The organism is Bacillus nakamurai, from assembly GCF_001584325.1.
GTDB classification, from domain to species: domain Bacteria; phylum Bacillota; class Bacilli; order Bacillales; family Bacillaceae; genus Bacillus; species Bacillus nakamurai.
Window position 1 is genome coordinate 103,216 of sequence record NZ_LSAZ01000023.1, and the last position, 16,656, is coordinate 119,871.

30 protein-coding genes and 2 pseudogenes are annotated in these 16,656 nt (G+C 44.0%); 2 read left to right on the forward strand and 30 right to left on the reverse strand.

Translation table 11 applies throughout. The features are described 5' to 3' along the window. Positions 1 to 7: 7 nt before the first annotated feature. The 8 genes and pseudogenes from AXI59_RS12380 to AXI59_RS12415 form a co-directional block, all read right to left on the reverse strand. Positions 8 to 970, reverse strand: coding sequence for a major capsid protein (locus AXI59_RS12380; RefSeq protein WP_061528384.1), 963 nt, complete (start codon positions 968 to 970; stop codon positions 8 to 10). A gap of 38 nt (positions 971 to 1,008) precedes the next feature. Beyond that, a pseudogene (locus AXI59_RS20485) lies at positions 1,009 to 1,131 on the reverse strand (collagen-like triple helix repeat-containing protein); the annotation flags it as partial. Between the two features lie 57 nt (positions 1,132 to 1,188). Beyond that, positions 1,189 to 1,824: a phage scaffolding protein gene (locus AXI59_RS12390; RefSeq protein ID WP_061528386.1), complete on the reverse strand. Its 636-nt coding sequence runs from the start codon at positions 1,822 to 1,824 to the stop codon at positions 1,189 to 1,191. Positions 1,825 to 2,031: 207 nt separating this feature from the next. Beyond that, positions 2,032 to 2,319, reverse strand: coding sequence for a hypothetical protein (locus AXI59_RS12395; RefSeq protein ID WP_061528387.1), 288 nt, complete (start codon positions 2,317 to 2,319; stop codon positions 2,032 to 2,034). A 3-nt stretch (positions 2,320 to 2,322) separates the two neighbouring features. After that, entirely contained in the window at positions 2,323 to 3,246 is a 924-nt protein-coding gene (locus AXI59_RS12400) for a phage minor head protein (RefSeq protein WP_061528388.1), read from the reverse strand. Continuing rightward, positions 3,233 to 4,678 (reverse strand): phage portal protein, encoded by a 1,446-nt coding sequence (locus AXI59_RS12405; protein WP_061528412.1) that lies wholly within the window; start codon positions 4,676 to 4,678, stop codon positions 3,233 to 3,235. Before AXI59_RS12405 ends, AXI59_RS12400 begins: the two co-directional genes overlap by 14 nt. 30 nt (positions 4,679 to 4,708) lie before the next feature. Then, positions 4,709 to 5,980: a PBSX family phage terminase large subunit gene (locus AXI59_RS12410; RefSeq protein WP_061528389.1), complete on the reverse strand. Its 1,272-nt coding sequence runs from the start codon at positions 5,978 to 5,980 to the stop codon at positions 4,709 to 4,711. Beyond that, positions 5,977 to 6,408, reverse strand: coding sequence for a terminase small subunit (locus tag AXI59_RS12415; RefSeq protein ID WP_061528390.1), 432 nt, complete (start codon positions 6,406 to 6,408; stop codon positions 5,977 to 5,979). The genes AXI59_RS12410 and AXI59_RS12415 overlap by 4 nt, the downstream gene beginning before the upstream one ends. Positions 6,409 to 6,664: 256 nt before the next feature. Here AXI59_RS12415 and AXI59_RS12420 point away from each other — a divergent pair, with 256 nt between their 5' ends. Next, positions 6,665 to 6,850, forward strand: coding sequence for a type II toxin-antitoxin system HicA family toxin (locus tag AXI59_RS12420; RefSeq protein WP_017696643.1), 186 nt, complete (start codon positions 6,665 to 6,667; stop codon positions 6,848 to 6,850). A gap of 27 nt (positions 6,851 to 6,877) precedes the next feature. Next, a complete protein-coding gene (locus tag AXI59_RS12425; RefSeq protein ID WP_061528391.1) occupies positions 6,878 to 7,294 on the forward strand; it encodes a type II toxin-antitoxin system HicB family antitoxin in 417 nt (138 codons plus the stop codon). A gap of 12 nt (positions 7,295 to 7,306) precedes the next feature. Here AXI59_RS12425 and AXI59_RS12430 read toward each other — a convergent pair whose 3' ends face one another. The 22 genes and pseudogenes from AXI59_RS12430 to AXI59_RS20910 all read right to left on the reverse strand — a co-directional run. Continuing rightward, a complete protein-coding gene (locus AXI59_RS12430) occupies positions 7,307 to 7,822 on the reverse strand; it encodes a sigma-70 family RNA polymerase sigma factor (protein WP_061528392.1) in 516 nt (171 codons plus the stop codon). A 14-nt stretch (positions 7,823 to 7,836) separates the two neighbouring features. Next, positions 7,837 to 7,965 (reverse strand): hypothetical protein, encoded by a 129-nt coding sequence (locus AXI59_RS20650; protein WP_276203582.1) that lies wholly within the window; start codon positions 7,963 to 7,965, stop codon positions 7,837 to 7,839. 248 nt (positions 7,966 to 8,213) lie between these two features. Further along, positions 8,214 to 8,393 (reverse strand): hypothetical protein, encoded by a 180-nt coding sequence (locus tag AXI59_RS12435; protein WP_061528393.1) that lies wholly within the window; start codon positions 8,391 to 8,393, stop codon positions 8,214 to 8,216. A gap of 9 nt (positions 8,394 to 8,402) precedes the next feature. Further along, positions 8,403 to 8,837: a hypothetical protein gene (locus tag AXI59_RS12440; protein ID WP_061528394.1), complete on the reverse strand. Its 435-nt coding sequence runs from the start codon at positions 8,835 to 8,837 to the stop codon at positions 8,403 to 8,405. 54 nt (positions 8,838 to 8,891) lie between these two features. Next, positions 8,892 to 9,065 (reverse strand): hypothetical protein, encoded by a 174-nt coding sequence (locus AXI59_RS19815; protein ID WP_156476282.1) that lies wholly within the window; start codon positions 9,063 to 9,065, stop codon positions 8,892 to 8,894. Positions 9,066 to 9,287: 222 nt separating this feature from the next. Further along, positions 9,288 to 9,608 (reverse strand): hypothetical protein, encoded by a 321-nt coding sequence (locus AXI59_RS12450; protein ID WP_061528396.1) that lies wholly within the window; start codon positions 9,606 to 9,608, stop codon positions 9,288 to 9,290. Beyond that, positions 9,608 to 10,180 carry a dUTP diphosphatase gene (locus AXI59_RS12455; RefSeq protein ID WP_061528397.1) on the reverse strand — a complete coding sequence of 191 codons (573 nt, stop codon included), beginning with the start codon at positions 10,178 to 10,180 and terminating at the stop codon, positions 9,608 to 9,610. Before AXI59_RS12455 ends, AXI59_RS12450 begins: the two co-directional genes overlap by 1 nt. Next, positions 10,177 to 10,575 carry a hypothetical protein gene (locus tag AXI59_RS12460; protein ID WP_061528398.1) on the reverse strand — a complete coding sequence of 133 codons (399 nt, stop codon included), beginning with the start codon at positions 10,573 to 10,575 and terminating at the stop codon, positions 10,177 to 10,179. Before AXI59_RS12460 ends, AXI59_RS12455 begins: the two co-directional genes overlap by 4 nt. Before the next feature lie 12 nt (positions 10,576 to 10,587). Continuing rightward, entirely contained in the window at positions 10,588 to 10,725 is a 138-nt protein-coding gene (locus AXI59_RS20040) for a hypothetical protein (RefSeq protein ID WP_167348375.1), read from the reverse strand. A gap of 109 nt (positions 10,726 to 10,834) precedes the next feature. Next, complete coding sequence (locus AXI59_RS12465) at positions 10,835 to 11,659, reverse strand: DNA adenine methylase (protein ID WP_061528399.1); 825 nt, start codon at positions 11,657 to 11,659, stop codon at positions 10,835 to 10,837. A gap of 3 nt (positions 11,660 to 11,662) precedes the next feature. Then, the gene (locus tag AXI59_RS12470) at positions 11,663 to 11,923 is read right to left on the reverse strand and encodes a hypothetical protein (protein WP_061528400.1); all 261 of its coding nucleotides are present in this window, start codon (positions 11,921 to 11,923) and stop codon (positions 11,663 to 11,665) included. Between the two features lie 13 nt (positions 11,924 to 11,936). Next, positions 11,937 to 12,332 carry a hypothetical protein gene (locus AXI59_RS12475; RefSeq protein WP_061528401.1) on the reverse strand — a complete coding sequence of 132 codons (396 nt, stop codon included), beginning with the start codon at positions 12,330 to 12,332 and terminating at the stop codon, positions 11,937 to 11,939. Beyond that, positions 12,329 to 12,778, reverse strand: a complete 450-nt coding sequence (locus AXI59_RS20490) for a hypothetical protein (protein ID WP_240491518.1) — start codon at positions 12,776 to 12,778, stop codon at positions 12,329 to 12,331. The genes AXI59_RS12475 and AXI59_RS20490 overlap by 4 nt, the downstream gene beginning before the upstream one ends. Positions 12,779 to 12,808: 30 nt before the next feature. Beyond that, on the reverse strand, positions 12,809 to 13,012 hold the full coding sequence (locus AXI59_RS12485; RefSeq protein WP_061528402.1) for an XtrA/YqaO family protein: 204 nt from the start codon (positions 13,010 to 13,012) through the stop codon (positions 12,809 to 12,811). Between the two features lie 80 nt (positions 13,013 to 13,092). Further along, complete coding sequence (locus AXI59_RS20045) at positions 13,093 to 13,245, reverse strand: hypothetical protein (protein ID WP_167348376.1); 153 nt, start codon at positions 13,243 to 13,245, stop codon at positions 13,093 to 13,095. Positions 13,246 to 13,364: 119 nt separating this feature from the next. Then, entirely contained in the window at positions 13,365 to 13,823 is a 459-nt protein-coding gene (locus AXI59_RS12490) for a DUF1064 domain-containing protein (RefSeq protein WP_061528403.1), read from the reverse strand. A gap of 115 nt (positions 13,824 to 13,938) precedes the next feature. Beyond that, positions 13,939 to 14,211, reverse strand: a complete 273-nt coding sequence (locus AXI59_RS12495; RefSeq protein ID WP_061528404.1) for a hypothetical protein — start codon at positions 14,209 to 14,211, stop codon at positions 13,939 to 13,941. Continuing rightward, a complete protein-coding gene (locus tag AXI59_RS12500) occupies positions 14,208 to 14,618 on the reverse strand; it encodes a YopX family protein (protein ID WP_061528405.1) in 411 nt (136 codons plus the stop codon). The genes AXI59_RS12495 and AXI59_RS12500 overlap by 4 nt, the downstream gene beginning before the upstream one ends. A gap of 151 nt (positions 14,619 to 14,769) precedes the next feature. After that, positions 14,770 to 14,913 carry a hypothetical protein gene (locus AXI59_RS20050; protein ID WP_167348377.1) on the reverse strand — a complete coding sequence of 48 codons (144 nt, stop codon included), beginning with the start codon at positions 14,911 to 14,913 and terminating at the stop codon, positions 14,770 to 14,772. Next, complete coding sequence (locus AXI59_RS12505; RefSeq protein ID WP_240491519.1) at positions 14,906 to 15,688, reverse strand: ATP-binding protein; 783 nt, start codon at positions 15,686 to 15,688, stop codon at positions 14,906 to 14,908. Before AXI59_RS12505 ends, AXI59_RS20050 begins: the two co-directional genes overlap by 8 nt. Further along, positions 15,618 to 16,325 (reverse strand): DnaD domain protein, encoded by a 708-nt coding sequence (locus tag AXI59_RS12510; RefSeq protein ID WP_061528407.1) that lies wholly within the window; start codon positions 16,323 to 16,325, stop codon positions 15,618 to 15,620. The genes AXI59_RS12505 and AXI59_RS12510 overlap by 71 nt, the downstream gene beginning before the upstream one ends. Before the next feature lie 164 nt (positions 16,326 to 16,489). Further along, positions 16,490 to 16,656, reverse strand: a pseudogene (locus AXI59_RS20910) (recombination protein RecT); the annotation flags it as partial.

The window sequence follows — 16,656 nt, forward strand, 5'->3', positions numbered from 1 at the left end:
AGCCCCCTTACAGCTTGTGTTTGAATGCAACCATCCGGATGTTTTTAGGCTCGTAAACACGTTTCCAGTTGGACGGATCGGCTAATTCCGCATTCGTTGGTGCAAGTCCAGCAACATTGTTTTTTACGAAGCGCACGCCGCGTGGATGCAAAAGGAAGTGTTGACGATTAATGAGAATGTCTTCACCTTGCAAACTGTCGCGGTCTACTTCGGTAGGTGTTGGTGCCGCTCCGTTCCCGAGACCGATTGCTCCCGCACCAAATAAATACGAAGTATATACTTTTCCACCTTCTTCAAGGGTTTCAACAGGCATGCTGTCATCCACAATAACCCGCTTTTCTTGGTAGAATGGAATTTTTGCAGCCGCCTCTGAATCCTTCACAAATTCAATAAGGTTCTGCTTCTTCATTTCCGCATAAGTATTTGAGTGAACGCCGATTGCAGTCAATTTATTCTCAGCATCTCCCATCACATGGGTTGCATCAATGAATGTTTCACCATTGAAAACACCATCTGACAAAGTAGAAATATCAAGAATATTGTCTTTCATCGTTGGTGAAGCGAACACGCCTTTCAACTCTGCTAAAAGTGTTGCTTGTCTGCGTCGTGCCCAATAGCTTGCCACAAGCGCAGCGATCGCGGCCATTGGATCACTACCAGCCAATGATTTTGCCAATTCATTTGCTCCCCATGCTTTACCACGAAGCAAAAGCACCGCCTCATCAAAATCTGATGTGATTTTTTCAGGTGTAAGAGGTGTTTTATCTGATAAAACTTCGTCTTCCCCTTCTAAATCATCCCAAAAAGGCATTTGAATAGTTGTACCGCCTGAAGAGGCTAAACGATCCAATTCCGGATTATTTGAGATAATTCCGCTCTGTTGTAATGCCGATAATTCGGCTGTCCTTTGAATTACATATGGGTTAAAAACCTCTGGAACGATAACGTCCGCTATTTTAGTTGTTGCCATTGTCATTTCTCCTTTATTTTAAATTAAGCTGATGTTCCCGGATCGCCTTTGTCACCTTTTGGACCTTGAGGACCCGCCGGGCCTTGTGGTCCTGTATCTCCTTTTGGCCCCTGCGGACCTGCTGGGCCTCTATCACCTTTAGGGCCTCTTTCTCCCGCTGGCAGATTCACATTGCGAAGAAAACGCGGAATGCGTTTTTTCATACCTTCACACCTCCATTACTGCGCCTCTTTTTGCAAACGCATCGCTAATTCTGGATTTTCTCTAAAAAGGCGCCCTTGCTCAGTCAGGTTCAACGTTTCTTTCTTAAAAGGATTTGCAGGCGTCTGCGTTCCGGATTGACCGGATACATGCGGCTGCCTACCTGCTAAAGACGGAGTGCTTTTTTGATCTTCCTCAAAAAGATAGCTGTCGCTTTCCCTGAGAGCCGTTAGCTGTTCATCAAGACCAATTACCTTGCCGTCAGTTAATTTCAAGCCATCAAGATTTAAATTGGCTTTAACAGCCTTGATGTTTTTTGACTTCGCATCACGCAATGCTGATTCAATCGCGAAATCAAAAGCCTGCTGATCTAATTTTTGCTGGTATTCAGCAGCAGTCTTCTGGTTTTCTTCTTGGAGACTTTCAATTGCCGCCTGAAGCTCTTCGTTACCTTTAGCCTGTTTCTGCAAAGTGTTCAATTGCTGGTCCCGCTCGTCAAGCTGGCTTTTCAAGTCCTTCTTCTCATTGTTGACTGCATCAAAACGCTCCTTTGGAAACCATTGGCCGTTACTGACAATATCAATCTTTTGATCTCCGGCTTTTTCGATCACCTGAGCGTATAAATCGTCTCCGAGCAATTCTTTTAAACTCATTTCATTCTCTCCTTTGATGTTTTTTTGCGTGTCCACCTCACGCACAGGATTTGCGTTTGTTTTTGCTCTAAACCTTTAAAACGAGCAGACAAAAAAGCCTTTTAACGTCATGCTCAGGACAAATAGAAATCAAACGAGTTACCCTTTTGTTGAGTTGTTGATTTTAGTAGTTGTGATGCCGGGATCAGTTATAAACCGTTTTGCAATTCATTCAGAAACAGTATCTGCATCCAAATTAATAACCGTCTGTTTTTCTTCAGCAATTAATTCTAAAGAAGCAAGAGTTTCAGCATCAATGTCGATATGTTCAGTTGTAAAACTAATTGTGCATTCATTAAATTTTTCCGTTGACATATGCAGCGATAAGTCTGTTATTAAGCTAGGTTCTTGGCCATCAATCAATATGTCATAATCACTGATCTTTAGCGAATGCATAGAAGGAGATTCAAGCTTTTTTCTTCCCTCTTCATTTAGCTTGATTTCAAGTTTAGCCACTCATCATTTCCCCTTTTCCTCAATGGATTTGTACCATTCTTCATATGTTTGATATGGGATTGTCTGGCCTGCCCCGCTGCCGCCTTCCCTTGCCCTTCTCGTATCCGGTAGGACGCCGTTCACTTTAAACGCAATTGTGCAACGGCAGTTTATGTCGTCTTTCGCATTATTCATATGCCCCGGAGCCGGGCCGACACCGCCGTAAATTGATTTGAACAGCCCATTGCGTTCTATTGTTTTCCCGTCCAGCTTCCTGTGACCGGATCGTGTTTTAAGATCAAGGGTAGCATTCCACATCTTTTCAAGGTTGCTCCGTTTTGAGGCCTTCTCAGCGCTTTCCATTCTCGCCGAGACTTGTACCCTATGAGCTTCTGTCCTCGCCACGTCACGGGCTTTCCTGCGCGCAAATTCGGTCGCTCTTTCAATGCGGCGGGCAATCTTTGAAAAATCCTCCCCAGCCTGAATACCTTGAGCAATTGAAATCTGTATTTGCCGGACATAGTCATCCCTGTGGCGCTTATACAAGGCCGAGAGAGTTAATTCAGCTATTGGGTTTAATATGGCCTGTTTGATTACTTCGGCTGTAGGAATACTGAACCCTAAATCAACTGCAGCTTCCATCTCATACAAATAGGAAGAGCGCATGTAATTCTCAAGGAATTGTTTAGCCGCCAATGCCTCAACGATTGTGAGAATGGTTTTGAATGCTTTACTGGATTCCTCAGTCATACGCACCATTTCTTTTTTGAACCGATTGTATTTATTCATATCAGCCATGGATAACTGACCGTCTCTGCTGTATTTCGCATATAGAACCGCGATTTGTTCATTTATTTCTTTCAGGCGCTGAGCAAAAACGACATCGATCTTTTTCGCATCCTCAGTGATCATGTCATCCAGATACTTATCAATATCATTTTGGTTCATCTTCGTCGTCACCGCCTGTTGTATCCGTTGGAATATCTCTCAACGGTGGCATGCTTTTTCTGTACTCCTCTTCCTCATCTTTTATCCTCTTCATTTCAGCTTCTACATCATCAACCCAAGGATGGTGAGCCAATCGTGTTTCTTTGCTTATATCGTTGCTCTGGTTGCCCATCTGCACCTCTTCAAGTTCATTGGTCATACGTGAGCGATTAAATGTCATTTGTAAAAGCGTGTGATCGTATTCTCCTTGGTCAGTCATCCTCAAATATTCAGTAAAAAACCAAAAGAAGGCATGCAAAGCCGGACGGAATTTCCTCTCAGCTTCATTTGCCTTCAGATCAAGTAAGGAATATAGGTTTTTAATTGCAACGTTCGTCGGAGAACTACCTACCTTGTCAGGGTTATTATTAACTCCCTGCCCGAAACGGTATATATTTTCCTCAAGTCGGTCAAGGTGAGAATTGGCACTATCCATCGGAATTTCAGCAGTTTTCATGTTGAATCCGCCACCTTCACCAACGGCAACTGCTTTATAATGGCGTATGTTTGTCACAAACTCAGATAAATCATCTGAATAATTTATCAGTTCGTAAATAATATCTTGCATTTCATCAAAGGTATTTGCGTTGTTTGAAATGTTGCTGTTGTACTGATCAATTAAATCCTTGTAAAAAACGAGATCGCTGACGCCTTCTTCATTGTTCTTGAACTCGATTAAGGGTACTTTTCCCCATCCATATCCGGCATTCCCTAAATAAAAATGACTCTCCGGGTTTCGTTCGTAGTCAAAATCAAGGATAAGAGCGCCATCGTACATGACGTAGTAGAACGTCTGCTGATCTGTATACACTTCGACCTTACGAGTGTATTCATCATCAATGTTTTTGACATCGTAATACCTGATAGCATATAGGAGCTTCCGCTTTTTCGTGGTATCGTATACCGCGATGACTTCTTCAGCAGGAATCCGTATAAAATCAAATTTCCCGTCTTCATCAACAAACGGATGGAGCCATTCACTGCCCTTATTACTAGCGTTTTTCAAAAGCTCATTCATTACGTCATCAAAATCTTCGTTTACAAAGTCGTTGACCAGCTCCAAGAACTTTGAATCTTCAGCATTAAAAGTGATGGGCTTCCCGACCAGGTATTGCACTTTCTGTTGGACCAGCAGCTTGTGCCAGTTATGAGAAATACGGTTATTAGGCTTTTCCGTATCTATTTTGCGGACACCTTTTTCATAAAAATAGCGCAGTTTCTTTTTTATATCAGCCTGATTCATATAATATGCGACACCCTCAAGCATCCGGTCACGCTCTAATTCGTGTTTGTCAATCATCTTCTGAATAACAGTAGTGTCCGGCAGAGTATCTGATGTTTCTGAACTGTCCTCAATGATTTTCAGCAGCTCTTCTGTGTGTGTTGGTGTCATTGGATACAATGGAAATCAGCTCCTTTCCTTTCATCTTGTCATGACCCGTACGCCCGGTCGCTTCATATCCCGCTCAAAAGCATAACGAGTAGCGTCTATAGTGTGGTTGTCAGCGTCCTCAAGCCGCGCTTTTGGATTGCCGTCTCTATCAGTCTGATAGTCAATATTTTCGAACTCGCGAGCAATATTAGGCGTTCTCAATGGATCAATGATAATGGCGTCTAAATCATCAAGCCATTCCTCGCCATATTCAACTGAGTCAGGACCTTTTTTAGCGCCTGTAATGCGCCGGATGCCATGATCTATTTTTAATTCATCAATACTTTTAGGTTCGGCACTGTCAGCAGTAATCTCTTGACTCTCATATCCTTTTGATCTGATCCATTTTGCCAGCTCTCTATTGGAAACCTTTTGATCATAAAGCTCATCAATCGCATAGATGCTGTTACGCTTCTTGTCATAGTGCCACCTGACATAAGCGAGAGGATCAGGACCATATCCAAAGTCAACGCCCTGCCGGATGTTGTCGAACGAGCGAACCATTTCATCAGTAATACAGCCGTTTTCGATTTTCAAATTATCAAATGGCACAACACCACTCCCTAACGCTTCGCCGAGATACTCATGGCGATATTTGTTTTCATTCTTCCGTTTTACTTCCTCAGCCTCGTCTATGAAGTCCTTCGATAAAAACGGGTTGTCTTTATAAGTCGAATGATTTACATATGTGTTCTTCGGCAGGCTGCTTGAATTAAAAATTTTATTTACCCAGCTCTGTTTTCTTTTCGGCGGGTTGTACGAATAAAAGAAAATGTATCGGGAGCCTTTCGGTAATTCAGCACGGAGAACTGACTTTTCAATAATGGAAATTTCCTCTTCTGTTTTAAATTCGGCCAGTTCTTCTATCCACATGCCAGCAACAGGAAACTTGCTCACCTTCAATGATTTGATTTTGGTTACATCGTCGCCCCCGCGGAAAATGATGCTGTTTCCTCTTGGAATATACGTCAGCTTTAATGGCGATTTACTCACTTTCCAGAGGTGGCCGACTTCAAGCATGTCGATAGCTTCTTTCAGTTGTTCAAAAACTGATTCCTCTATCGTTCTGTACACACGCCGGATGACCAGGAATGTAATCGGCATCATCATCATTAAAAGAATGATCCACATGGCAATGTGCGTTGATTTAGCTGAACCCCGGCCGCCTTTAAAGACGTATTTCAATTTGTCACCCTTTTTGATTTCCCGCCAAGCTGCCAAGAAATGAGGCGTAAATATCTCTGAGAACTTTATTTGCTTCATTCTTCGACATCACCTGAATCATCAATGAACTGAACAGCAAATTCGCCCGTCATATCGACTTTCTCAGTCCACATACCGTGCCGTTTACCGAGCAGTTCAGCCGCTTTCACCCGATCCTTTAGATACGGGTCTTTATCCTCTAATTCCTGAGCACCTTCTCCAATGCCAACGGGAATCTGCTCAGTCTTCTCACCCCGCATCACTGCCGTTAAGAATTCAAGAATCTCGTCTTGTGAAGCTACCCTTTCCGCATCCTTTTCAGCAAGCCGCTCTTTAATATAGGATTTGATGTCAGGTTTCGTCAGGTTCTCTTGACCAATTGATTTAGCTGTCTTTTGGCTGTAACCCGCTTTTCTAGCCGCTTCCGTCGCATTACCAAGCTCAATATAAAAGTCGGCAAAGCGCTTCTGTTTCTCTGTCAATTTCATAGCATATCACCTGCACCTCCTCAAATATTCTCTCTAAACCAAGCCCACACTCAGAGGCTGTCAGCCGCCAATTGTTTTATCTGAGATTCACTGGACCCGGTTTACAGAGAACATAAAAAGCGCCCCCGTGAATTGTCGAACGAAAGTGTCTTTCATAAATAGGTGGCAACCGTAAGACGAAAATATTGATTTTTTCGCTTTTAACTATTGTACGTATTATTTATACGTGTTATAATATTATTGAAGGGAGGGAAACATGAAGTCTTCAAGAGAAATCATAAAGATACTTACCAAAGATGGGTGGTACTTAAAACGAGTAGTCGGGAGTCATCATCACTTCCAACACCCAACTAAACCGGGAACAGTAACAGTCCCACATCCCAAAAAGGACTTCAAACCCGGAACATTAAATTCAATACTTAAACAGGCGGGGCTTAAATAGCCCCTCTTGTAAGGAGGTTTTATATATATGGGGAAATATCTATTTCCAGCGATTTTTGATTCAGGTGAAGACGGAAGCGAAGGCTATACGATTACATTTCCGGATCTACCTGGCTGTATTTCTGAAGGCGATGACTTAGAAAATGCAATGAGCATGGCTAAAGATGTGCTTGAGGGCTTTTTGTACGGCATGGAAGAAGACGGGGAAGAAATCCCTTCACCATCCAATCCAAGTGAGCTTGATGTACCGAAGACCGGTTTTGTTGTCATGGTACACGCGTGGACTGACATCGTGCGTGATGAAATGGAGAACAAAGCTGTCAAAAAGACTTTAACTGTGCCTAAATGGCTTGCCGAGGCAGCAGAGAAAGAAGGCGTAAACTTTTCGCAGCTTCTTCAATTCGCCTTACGTGAACGCCTTGGTCTGAATAAAAAATCATCATAAGAAAAAGCCTATTCACGCTAAACAGAATAGGCTGTGTTCTGCTCTATTTTTCATTTTCAATCGGGAACGTTCAATATTCTTTTGAACTGTTCCTTTTTTTATATCCAGCAGCTGGGCGATCTCTTCGAAAGACATGTTTTGCACAGTGTGCATGATGAAAATGTCCTTCTCTCTTTCAGTAAGGGCAGAAAGGGCATCAGCGATTCTTTCCTTATCCCAATCACTTACCTCTCCCTCAGCTTCTTGAATGATTGCATATTCTTCCGGCAGCGCATCAATTAAGCGCGGATCAGCAAGAATCGTCCTTTGGTATGCGTCTCTTCTGTCAGCACCTCGGCGGGCGCCGGGCTGTCTTCCGTTCTGCAACCATTCAAGAGTGTACTGGATGTCACTGATCATGCTACTGATAATCTTTTTGTCGTTGATCTGTTCAGCCGTCAGATTGACTTCCGCTGTATCTTTGTAGAGCCGATACATTTTTCTTGTTTCTCTTAAAGCCCGTTTGTATTCAATGATTAAATCTTGCATTCTGATTCCTCCCTTTATTTGCGCTTAAATGCGCCGCCCTTGCCTCGTTTAAGTCTTTGCATGTCTTGCCCCATCATTTGCCGCCAAAAGCGTTCAGATCGCTCCTGCGTGTTTTTATTGGGCTTTTTCTTTTCCTGCTTCATGTCATCCCTCCGTTCAAATAAAAAACGGACACCAATCAGAGCACAGTAATTCTGTGCAATGATCAGTGTCCGCAGGCTTTCCGTCTTGGACTTATTCAGTTAAAGCAGCACATATGTAGCAATGTTGCCGATGATTGCTGCGATACAAATTGCAGTTAAGTGATTTCTCAGCTGTGAATCCTTTTCTTCTCCTACAACGCCCATAAGAGAGACTATAAGAACCAGCAGCAGAACTATTTTAAAAGCTATTAACACTCGTCTTCCCTCTTCTCCATATACTTATCAATATCTTGAAAAAACGCCGCAGCCGTGAATGCAATGATTGCTCCTATTAACGTGATGTTCGCTTTCATGTCTGGGCGGTAATCGTACTGGAAATAAAACCAGAATCCTAACCCTATCAGCAGAAAAACTATTCTCAGCGCCATCGAATCCCCCTATTTAATATAAAATTTCGCTGATTCAAACGTACCGATATAGTTCCGCTTGCCGGAATCAGAATAGCAGTCAAGCTGGATGACATAGGTTCCCTTCCCGGTCTTATTCCTGATCGTTTTCACGTTGAATGATTTCAAAGGCGTTGCCGTTTTGAAGCTGCCCCGCTGTACCAGATTCGTATCAGTCAGCCCGCCGCCGCTGCGCTTTTTGTAAACCCCAGCCGTGTAGTAAAGAGTGCTTGATCCTTTCTTCTCGGCTTTCCAGTCCACAGTCGAGGCGTTGGCCGTATAAGTTGTGGCGTCCGTAAACACCCGGGCGCTGTACCCGGATTCATTTTGCCAGCCGGACCATGCTGCGGAAGCCGACGGTGCAACGGCCGCGGCTCCCGTAAGTAATACTGCTGATAGAATGATTGATTTGAATAGTTTTTTCATAATTATTCATCCCCCTTATAATTTTTGAATCATCCAACATCAATGTACGTTTTGTTAAATGGCGTTTTTCTCAACAATTTCAAACTCAACCCAAATATCTTTTAATGGAATCGTCATTGTATTTTCATTTCTTATTACGTTGTTTTCAATTGCATAGGGTATGCCAGCGTCAAAAATAACCAGTTCATTATCGTCAATCATATTTTCTAGCAGAATCACATATTTCACACTTCGCACCCTCCTTCTTCCGCCTCATCGAATTCACAAGCGTTTGAATCTCTTTGGAAAGCCTTTCAGCCTCTTTTGCGCCTTGATCTATCACATTGAGCCTGTTCGGTTTCCTGAAAATCACTGCGTCGTGCATGACGACATTCACCTGCTCGCTCAAATCATCCAAAAGTTTACAAAGTTGAATTTGTTTATTGCTTAACTTCACAGGGAGTCTTTTACTCATTCGGCGCCGCCCTCCTTCACAACATAATCCTTTAAAATCGCTCTATTCAATTCATCAGCGGACATGCTGTTGAGTGGCTCAAAAAGTCCGTCCCATGGTGTCAGATCGCCTATTTTAATAACAAAATGTGTCCCCAAAAATAGAAGTCGCGCAAATTCCTTCTTGTCTCCCTTGGTTAACTTCTCCACTCTTGCGGGGTCGGCATCAGCCATTTTCAAATAATGTTTCATCCCCTCCTCAATCGCCCACGCCTGTGCCTTCGTGACTTCCACCTTATCGCTTTGTTTGATTGTAATTTTCGCTTCTGTATGGTTCATCAATACCCCTCCTGCTGCCGCTGATGATTGACGGCGTTTTTGTCCATGTAAGCTGCTTCAATCTGTTCCAAAGTGAATCCGAAACCAATAGTTCCAATACTCAAGAACAAGCCCCATGCCACCATGAAACTGGTCTTTTTGTGTCTTTTGTCTTTGGTCATATAAGAATTTAATAGCACCCATTTCATTTCTAAAAACACACCTGACAAACCGCCTTCAAATCCATTTTTCTTCATTTCATTAAAGGCTTCTTCTGGTAGACTCATAGCGTCTTCCCAGCCTTTTTTAACGGCTATTGAAAGGAAAAAGTGTAGGCAGTCCACGTATTCTTCAAGAAGTGGGTTCTGGCAAATGTGCGGTGTCTCGATTAATTGGCACAATTTGCAGTGATTTCTTGGCTCCCGGTCATTACTCCAATGCTTGAACCAGCGTCCTTCATTCGCAAATTCAGCTAATTCAGTATCCAGAGCGACATAAGTGTTTGGTACCAAGTCCTGCCCCTCAAGCCCCTTTTCTTTGATGATCCGATCATCAAGCTCCTTTTGCATTTCGAACATTTTTTGTAGATTCATTCCGCTTCCTCCCCTGGAAAAATATCAATGTTCACTTCTTCCTCCAAAGTCCAGTAATCCGTGATATTTGGTTTGTTCAGTGCGCCCTCTAAAATCAATTGAATTTTTTGTATGACATCGTCTGATATATTGGCTTTTGCTTTTTCGTAAAAGCCTTCATACATATCCTCGTCCACATCGTCGAGATACCTGTCAATCATCAGATCAACGTTTGGCTTCCATTCCCGGCGCTCAATAATGAACCATCTGTCCTCATGATGTGGTTCTCCACCTTCAATTTCAGCTTTCACTTCGTCTACTGTATAGAGAAGCGAAAGGTTGTTAGAAGCAGCGATCTCCATTTCGCCAGGTAGTTCAGACAGTTTCATTGCAGGTTGTTTTAAGTTGATTTTCATTTTCTGTTCCCCCTATTTCCGCCCGCCGACGGTATTTTGTAGAAATTCATGCACATGACACATAAGCAGCATGCCGCCTTTTTCCGGTCCGTGCTTTTCACGGAAGACAGTCAATGCTTGTTCGAAAGCCTGCCTGTAATCCTGTTTCACGCTATTTCCTCCTCAGCGCCCATGACGCGGCCACAATGCGGGCAGCAGGCACCTGCGCGGATTTCTAAATCAAGTTTTTTATAATCGCAGTCCGGGCAATGGTATTCGATCATGGCCGGGCCTCCAAACTGAACAATGATTGCTGAAAGTAGCTTTGTTCAGCAGCTACCGGGTTAATCCATAACACTTCTTGGCGTTTGGCCCCGGCTTCCGCTGATACTTCCCGTATCTCTCTTTTCCAGTGCTTGAGTCGGTCATCATAAAGTGGATGAGCGTAGCCGGACAAGAGTACGGGTCCAGGATGCTTGTCTAATGTCTCAAGCAACTCAACATGATCATCAATCGTCATTTCATGTTTGTAATGCCGTTTGGTCCGCGTTTCGATGATGTAAGGCGGGTCTGCGTAAACAAGCACTTCTTTCCGTTTATATCTTTCAAGCAGCTGGACAGCTGGCTGGTGTTCGATTTGTGCTTCTTTCAGTCGCTTGGCGACTAACAATATCTTTGCCGACAGTTTGCCCCACTCTTTAGCCGTGTCAGGGCCGTTACTACTGATCAAGCTCCGCCAGCCTGTCCGGTCACTTGTTTTTGCTCCTATGGCCTGCCAGCAACGAATAAGAAAACGACGGGCGTCCTCTAATTCATTGCCTGATTCAGAATCATAGGATGCGTAATATTCTTCACGGGATAACGGCGTCCATTCAATTAATCTCGCAAGCTCTTCCGGCTGATCCCGAATGACTTTGAAAAGATTGACCACGCTGCTATCCAGATCATTGATTGTTTCGATGGTCGAGGGCTGTTTGTTAAAAAACAATGCTCCGGATCCAAAGAAAGGTTCAACGTAAGTTTTATGCTCGGGCATATGGCTGATGATCCAGTCTGTCATTGACCATTTACTGCCCGGATAGTGTAAAATCCGCGGGAATCCCATACCTTAACCCCCGATCAAATTCGGCAGGACAGAGATAGTGACGAAGAAGAGCGCCACGCATGCCCCGACCAGCCAGATATTAGTTTTATCCCGTTTAGCGATAATGGTATGGTCGCCGATCATTTTCAGATCATCAGACCGAGCGACCAGCGTCGGGATGTAATCCGGGTGAACTTTTAAAAGCTCGGCCGCCTGCTCGACGGTCATTGCTTCGTCTTTCGTGGCCTTCACGTTCCGTTGCAGTTCTACTTGTAATGGCATCATATTGTATTCCCCCTTATACGGCCGATACTGAAATTGTCTGCTCTACGCTTATACTCACTGGTTTTCTGTAAAATTGTTCACCATCACTAACAATTGATGTTTTCCTCGCTTTGTCGTATAAGATTGGAAATTTTTCAACTGATGAAGCAGGAACTAGCCCCCATACTTTCCATTCATCCATTGAACTCTCAAGATCCTCGACCTCGTAATGACAACCCTCCCAAAATTCCTGTTCTAACCATTTGTCTAATTGCAAGGAATCTTCAAATATATAGGTTTCGTCATATTCATCTTCATGGAAAACAAAGAAATATTCGTACCAAGCGCCATCACCATTGGATTTAACAAAATCAACAAACGCCTTCCAGTTACTTTTTAGGCCACCATGATCAACATGTTTCACTTTCATTCCGTAGCCCCCTCCAATTCCTCCACTTCGTCCTCCAATGCTTCAACTCTGTCCTCCAATTCCTCCACTTCGTCCTCCAATGCTTCAACTCTGTCCTCCAATGCTTCAACTCTGTCCTCCAATTCCTCCACTTCGTCCTCTAAATTGCTGTTTTCAAATTCTAAATCTCTTATTTCCTCTTCCTGAGCCTCGACTTTTAATTTTAGTTCTTCGTTTTCCGCCCGCAGCTTCTGAATCTCTTCCTGAGCCTGCCGGAACTGATTGACCGTGATTTCCTGCTGACGCTCGTTTTCTTCAATGATGGCCTGCTGTTTTTCAGCCAGTTCAGTTCGATCAATCAGAAAATCAATATGCTCTTTAGTCATCCAGTATTGATCTTCCGACTTAGCATTTTGGTAGCCTTTTAATTTTGAAATACGCCCTTTAATTTCCTGTAATTTATCCATGCCGTTCCTCCCCCGCAGGGGAAACCCCTGCTATTTGAATTTATGGCCGATCTCGTAATCACAACGAGCCAGGCCGCCTTTTATTGTTTGAATGATTGTTTTACCGTGTTCCGGGGCGTCCATTAAATGAGCAGTCCCTTCAGTGCCATCTAAAACGATGATGCGGACTTTCCCCGGCTCGATGTTTTGCTGAATAGTTGTGTCATAGTTTTTTATTTCTGTTGGCTTGTTCACTCTGGCCGCCCCCTGTGCTATGATAGAAGTACCAGTTCATATCAAAGGCACTGAGGCGCAGCTTCGGTGCTTTTTTCGTTTTACGACGGCAGCCGCATTGTTACGCCAGCTGACGGCTTTAATTCCTCGCGGTAAATGATCGGATGCTTTTCGATGTATGCCGCCAACTGCTCCAGCGTCATTTTCCATTTCTTAACTGGTCCTGGCTTGTAGTGGTTGATTTTTTCTTGCATAGCGATAACCTCCTGAATTGATTTTGGGTATTTCTGAACCTCCAAGATTTTTACAATCCGCTCCCATGCGGCTGGCGCATCGTTTGTAATCGGAACAGAGCGTCATGCAGGCCATGAGCTTATCTTCTTCCTGAACCCATAACGGCCGATCGTCTGCGATTACCACGTTTTGCAGTGGTCTTCCCCGCCTTCCTTTTGAGTTTTTTCAGCTCGTCCAGCTCAATGAAGCCGAGTGCCTTATCTAGCGCCAGCACCTTGAGTGGCGTATCATATCGGCGCTCATACAGCTTGCGTTTGATGGCAAATTCCTTTGTTTCCACACCTTTGATGTCAATGACCTCGATGCTGCCATCCAAGTTATGAACCTCGAAGTCTGCAATATATTCAATCTTCCGAAAAGTTTTGCCGTTCTTTTTGAATGCCTCTTGCAGCAGGAACCGTGGCTGCAGCTTAAAATCTTTGATTTGCTTGCTCACCTTGAGCCATTTCAATTGCTCATAGTATTTGGCTTCGGCCCGGCTATCGAACGTAATGCCGTCCACCTGCGTTTTCCTGGCGCCGTACTTATTCGTTTGCATGTGATGCCTCCCCTATCCTGATTAGTAGTATAAGAGGGAGGAATGTGCATTTTATAAAACGCATTCCGCCAACTGTAAGGATTTCAAAACCGATATTCCAATTTAGTAGTTGGCATCATTCTGCTGACTCCCGAATAGCCGCGGTGATTGTTTGTTTTGTTTGGATAATCAACGCTTTTAATTCTTCGAAGTTGTTCGCCTGCCCCGTCAAGATTTCCATGTTTAGGATTCGATTACATGCAGACTCTAAATCCTTGAAATATCCAACTGGCTTGTACCCGACCTCGCCTGACGGATTGCCCTCTTTATCCTGCTTTTGAAATTCGATGCTCAAGATAACGTTCATTGGATCAGATGTAATTCTGTATTTACCGATGTCTAAATTCATTCTGCTGCCTCCAAAAGCTCAGGATTTTCATAAATGTTGCCGATGACTTCTAAATCAACATGAGCTACAAATACAGTAGTCAAACCTCGCTTTATTCGTTTGAATCTAAAACCTGGTACCTTTTTTGTCCAATAGATTCCGTCTGAAGCGTGTTCAGCCACTTCTTCCTGCCACAGGACTTCTAATAGCTCATTTGATGTTCTACGGTGATTCCTTACAATGTCTCCCTCATAAATCTCCCGACCGTTTTTGTCCTTTAACCCGGTGTATTGCATGATACTTCCAAATAATCCTGTTATATCCGCATTCCCGTAATAAAACTTCCCATCAAAACCAATTGCATTTAAAGGGCTGTAATCCATTTTTTTGAGTGGATCATTCCAAGCCCGAAACTTGATTTCTCTCATTCTGATACCTCCATATCTATTGCTTTGACTATTACCTTATCGGCCTGTTCCCGCGTGCCGTCGTTACCTCCCGTCAATTTGTTCCCATTGCTGAATCTGTTTTTCCTTGTACGGCGCTGTGAGGATGATGGCTGGTAGCAGGATAACCGCTTTAAGCACTGTGCATCAGCTCCATTTGTTTGATTTTTTCCTCAAGCACCCGGATCGCCGGGGTAAGGTCCTGGCCGTACGTTTGTTCAGCAGGCCCGAACACGTACATGCCGCCGGATGCTGTGAAACTTGCCTGTTTATCCATTTCTCAACCCTGCCAATCTATGATTTAATAGCATCCTGTCTCCCTCAATGACCACAACATAGTCGGCACACATTTCATAAAGCCGGGTGCCGAGCGCCTCGTCTATCTTTACGATTTGCTCGATATTCAATTCACTTGAGATCAAGACTGGTTTATGGTTCAGATAGCGATAGTTGATGACAGAGTACGTTTGCTCGACCTGCCAATCAGTGGCCCGTGGCTTCCCGTTCAGAGGCTTGAACAGATCATCTATAAACAAGACTTCAACTTCTTTCATTCGCTTGAGCTTTTCTTCTAGCTTGTCAAAATCATCTTTCAGGTCGTTGAATCCTTCGACGTATGGGAAATACTGAACAGCGATATTTTTCGATTTGATCAGCTTGTTTGAGATTGCAGTAAGCAAATGCGTTTTGCCCGCCCCCGGCTGCCCGAGAAGGGCAATGCTGTTGTTGCGAGTACCGCGAATGTTATCGAATTCCTTGTAATATTCGACTGCTGTATCATAGGTGACTTTTACCATTGCTGGCTTGCCCTCGGTTATGAAATTCTTGAATTGTAATCTTTCAAATTCCGGGGTAATATCACTGGAGTTCATTAATTTCCGGATGCGACGGCGCTCGATGCACCCACATCGTACCCATATTTCATAGCCGTCCTTGTTTTCGATATAGCCGAGTTCGTCTTTGCAAGTGGGGCAATCATATTCAACCTTTTCTTCTGAGGCGGCCAACTTGTCCGCCGAAAATTGAGCCGACCTTTCCTGAAGTTCTTTCATGACTGCCGCCATCGCCTCGTCCGTACTTTGTGTTCTGTTGTTTGTTGGCATACTGCTGTTTCTCCTTTCGCTTCTGGCTTAACGGGTTGGATAGAATCGCTTCAATGTAATTCAGCCCCACATTGCTTCCCTTGTTTCTAAAAGCCAATTTCATAGCCTCCATGACCTGCTCTTCGCCGTAATCTTCCACCATATAGCCGAGCCGTTGAACCTCCATTGGGCCAATGGTACGGGCTGTTCTGTTTTCGAATAGTTCAAATGCGTTTTTCATTTTTTCGTCAACCTCCTGCTGTGCTTCTGGCGTTTTCTCGCTCGGCGCATCCGGCTTGTCGCTCTCGGGTTCCTCTTTACAGACCGTGTTTTCAAAAGAAATCAGCTTGTATTTCCCGGCCTTTCTCCCCTGCGGCTCATATTCAATTCGTTTGAGATCAATCAGTATTTTCCGGTGTTTTATCAGTGTGGCTTCAGTGACTTCGATTTTTGCTTGAAGAGTGGTGTTGGAAGTGGTGAACCACTCCCGCCACCCGGTTTTGTTGTTAATGTGCATCAGATGAAACCACAATGCTTGAGTTGTTGCAGACAACGGATTCGTTTCTATCCAGGTCATGAACCCGTTTAGTTCTTTCAGGTAATTCATGGCTCACCTACTTCCTTTCACACAGTGCTGTCATGCCGCTGATGCGGACTAAACGCAAGCCCGGTTCATTTGTTCGGATATACCCCTTAACATACTCACGGAACAGTTGCGCCCCGTTAGGCGCCCCTTCTGTCATCCACTTGTAACAGAAGGGTATGCCAACCTTAATCAAATGGCTGGTCATTTTTGCTAATGTCTACAGGCTGACCGTCAAAGGGATCAGTATCCTGCACGCTTGGTTTTTCGTTCGGCTGTTCAGGTTCACTCAGAAACTGATTGCCGCCTAAATCTAAAACGTTTTCGTCATATACAGACTGGGCTTCTGCTGTTA

Bases quoted from the DNA above. Each gene is read 5' to 3' on its own strand.
- AXI59_RS12380 (WP_061528384.1), bottom strand. From the start codon at position 970: ATGGCAACAACTAAAATAGCGGACGTTATCGTTCCAGAGGTTTTTAAC.
- AXI59_RS12390 (WP_061528386.1), bottom strand. From the start codon at position 1,824: ATGAGTTTAAAAGAATTGCTCGGAGACGATTTATACGCTCAGGTGATC.
- AXI59_RS12400 (WP_061528388.1), bottom strand. From the start codon at position 3,246: ATGAACCAAAATGATATTGATAAGTATCTGGATGACATGATCACTGAG.
- AXI59_RS12405 (WP_061528412.1), bottom strand. From the start codon at position 4,678: ATGACACCAACACACACAGAAGAGCTGCTGAAAATCATTGAGGACAGT.
- AXI59_RS12410 (WP_061528389.1), bottom strand. From the start codon at position 5,980: ATGAAGCAAATAAAGTTCTCAGAGATATTTACGCCTCATTTCTTGGCA.
- AXI59_RS12415 (WP_061528390.1), bottom strand. From the start codon at position 6,408: ATGAAATTGACAGAGAAACAGAAGCGCTTTGCCGACTTTTATATTGAG.
- AXI59_RS12420 (WP_017696643.1), top strand. From the start codon at position 6,665: ATGAAGTCTTCAAGAGAAATCATAAAGATACTTACCAAAGATGGGTGG.
- AXI59_RS12425 (WP_061528391.1), top strand. From the start codon at position 6,878: ATGGGGAAATATCTATTTCCAGCGATTTTTGATTCAGGTGAAGACGGA.
- AXI59_RS12430 (WP_061528392.1), bottom strand. From the start codon at position 7,822: ATGCAAGATTTAATCATTGAATACAAACGGGCTTTAAGAGAAACAAGA.
- AXI59_RS20650 (WP_276203582.1), bottom strand. From the start codon at position 7,965: ATGAAGCAGGAAAAGAAAAAGCCCAATAAAAACACGCAGGAGCGATCT.
- AXI59_RS12435 (WP_061528393.1), bottom strand. From the start codon at position 8,393: ATGGCGCTGAGAATAGTTTTTCTGCTGATAGGGTTAGGATTCTGGTTT.
- AXI59_RS12440 (WP_061528394.1), bottom strand. From the start codon at position 8,837: ATGAAAAAACTATTCAAATCAATCATTCTATCAGCAGTATTACTTACG.
- AXI59_RS12450 (WP_061528396.1), bottom strand. From the start codon at position 9,608: ATGAACCATACAGAAGCGAAAATTACAATCAAACAAAGCGATAAGGTG.
- AXI59_RS12455 (WP_061528397.1), bottom strand. From the start codon at position 10,180: ATGAATCTACAAAAAATGTTCGAAATGCAAAAGGAGCTTGATGATCGG.
- AXI59_RS12460 (WP_061528398.1), bottom strand. From the start codon at position 10,575: ATGAAAATCAACTTAAAACAACCTGCAATGAAACTGTCTGAACTACCT.
- AXI59_RS12465 (WP_061528399.1), bottom strand. From the start codon at position 11,659: ATGGGATTCCCGCGGATTTTACACTATCCGGGCAGTAAATGGTCAATG.
- AXI59_RS12470 (WP_061528400.1), bottom strand. From the start codon at position 11,923: ATGATGCCATTACAAGTAGAACTGCAACGGAACGTGAAGGCCACGAAA.
- AXI59_RS12475 (WP_061528401.1), bottom strand. From the start codon at position 12,332: ATGAAAGTGAAACATGTTGATCATGGTGGCCTAAAAAGTAACTGGAAG.
- AXI59_RS20490 (WP_240491518.1), bottom strand. From the start codon at position 12,778: ATGGATAAATTACAGGAAATTAAAGGGCGTATTTCAAAATTAAAAGGC.
- AXI59_RS20045 (WP_167348376.1), bottom strand. From the start codon at position 13,245: ATGCAAGAAAAAATCAACCACTACAAGCCAGGACCAGTTAAGAAATGG.
- AXI59_RS12490 (WP_061528403.1), bottom strand. From the start codon at position 13,823: ATGCAAACGAATAAGTACGGCGCCAGGAAAACGCAGGTGGACGGCATT.
- AXI59_RS12495 (WP_061528404.1), bottom strand. From the start codon at position 14,211: ATGAATTTAGACATCGGTAAATACAGAATTACATCTGATCCAATGAAC.
- AXI59_RS12500 (WP_061528405.1), bottom strand. From the start codon at position 14,618: ATGAGAGAAATCAAGTTTCGGGCTTGGAATGATCCACTCAAAAAAATG.
- AXI59_RS20050 (WP_167348377.1), bottom strand. From the start codon at position 14,913: ATGGATAAACAGGCAAGTTTCACAGCATCCGGCGGCATGTACGTGTTC.
- AXI59_RS12505 (WP_240491519.1), bottom strand. From the start codon at position 15,688: ATGAAAGAACTTCAGGAAAGGTCGGCTCAATTTTCGGCGGACAAGTTG.
- AXI59_RS12510 (WP_061528407.1), bottom strand. From the start codon at position 16,325: ATGAATTACCTGAAAGAACTAAACGGGTTCATGACCTGGATAGAAACG.